At 55.3% G+C, this 1,677-nt stretch carries 1 rRNA gene; it reads right to left on the bottom strand.

The annotated features are described in order from the left end of the window. Nucleotides 1-79: 79 nt before the first annotated feature. Nucleotides 80-1,629, bottom strand: a 16S ribosomal RNA gene (locus D1970_RS12560). Nucleotides 1,630-1,677 lie beyond the last annotated feature (48 nt).

Here is a 1,677-nt window from a genome sequence, read left to right as displayed (position 1 = left end):
CTCAAAACTAAACAAACAAGCGGTCAACGTACGGACCATAAGGTCCGCATTCCGATAGCCCTTAAGGCTATATCCTTAGAAAGGAGGTGATCCAGCCGCACCTTCCGATACGGCTACCTTGTTACGACTTCACCCCAATCATCTGTCCCACCTTAGGCGGCTGGCTCCAAAAGGTTACCCCACCGACTTCGGGTGTTACAAACTCTCGTGGTGTGACGGGCGGTGTGTACAAGGCCCGGGAACGTATTCACCGCGGCATGCTGATCCGCGATTACTAGCGATTCCGGCTTCATGCAGGCGAGTTGCAGCCTGCAATCCGAACTGAGAATAGATTTATGGGATTGGCTTCACCTCGCGGCTTCGCTGCCCTTTGTTCTATCCATTGTAGCACGTGTGTAGCCCAGGTCATAAGGGGCATGATGATTTGACGTCATCCCCACCTTCCTCCGGTTTGTCACCGGCAGTCACCTTAGAGTGCCCAACTGAATGCTGGCAACTAAGATCAAGGGTTGCGCTCGTTGCGGGACTTAACCCAACATCTCACGACACGAGCTGACGACAACCATGCACCACCTGTCACTCTGTCCCCCGAAGGGGAACGTCCTGTCTCCAGGATTGTCAGAGGATGTCAAGACCTGGTAAGGTTCTTCGCGTTGCTTCGAATTAAACCACATGCTCCACCGCTTGTGCGGGCCCCCGTCAATTCCTTTGAGTTTCAGCCTTGCGGCCGTACTCCCCAGGCGGAGTGCTTAATGCGTTAGCTGCAGCACTAAGGGGCGGAAACCCCCTAACACTTAGCACTCATCGTTTACGGCGTGGACTACCAGGGTATCTAATCCTGTTCGCTCCCCACGCTTTCGCGCCTCAGCGTCAGTTACAGACCAGAGAGCCGCCTTCGCCACTGGTGTTCCTCCACATCTCTACGCATTTCACCGCTACACGTGGAATTCCGCTCTCCTCTTCTGCACTCAAGTCCCCCAGTTTCCAATGACCCTCCACGGTTGAGCCGTGGGCTTTCACATCAGACTTAAAGGACCGCCTGCGCGCGCTTTACGCCCAATAATTCCGGACAACGCTTGCCACCTACGTATTACCGCGGCTGCTGGCACGTAGTTAGCCGTGGCTTTCTGGCCAGGTACCGTCAAGGTGCCGGCAGTTACTCCGGCACTTGTTCTTCCCTGACAACAGAGCTTTACGACCCGAAGGCCTTCTTCGCTCACGCGGCGTTGCTCCGTCAGACTTTCGTCCATTGCGGAAGATTCCCTACTGCTGCCTCCCGTAGGAGTCTGGGCCGTGTCTCAGTCCCAGTGTGGCCGATCACCCTCTCAGGTCGGCTACGCATCGTGGCCTTGGTGAGCCGTTACCTCACCAACTAGCTAATGCGCCGCGGGCCCATCTGTAAGTGACAGCCGAAACCGTCTTTCAGCTTTCCCCCATGTGAGGAAAAGGATTATCCGGTATTAGCTCCGGTTTCCCGAAGTTATCCCAGTCTTACAGGCAGGTTGCCCACGTGTTACTCACCCGTCCGCCGCTGACTTCAGGGAGCAAGCTCCCATCTGTCCGCTCGACTTGCATGTATTAGGCACGCCGCCAGCGTTCGTCCTGAGCCAGGATCAAACTCTCCGATAAAGAGTGAGTGATTAGCTCATAAAATAAAACGTTGGCTGATGTACTTCC

This window comes from Mesobacillus zeae (assembly GCF_003570705.1).
In the GTDB taxonomy this organism is placed as follows: Bacteria; Bacillota; Bacilli; order Bacillales; family Cytobacillaceae; genus Mesobacillus_C; species Mesobacillus_C zeae.
This window is presented reverse-complemented; position numbering and strand designations above follow the sequence as displayed.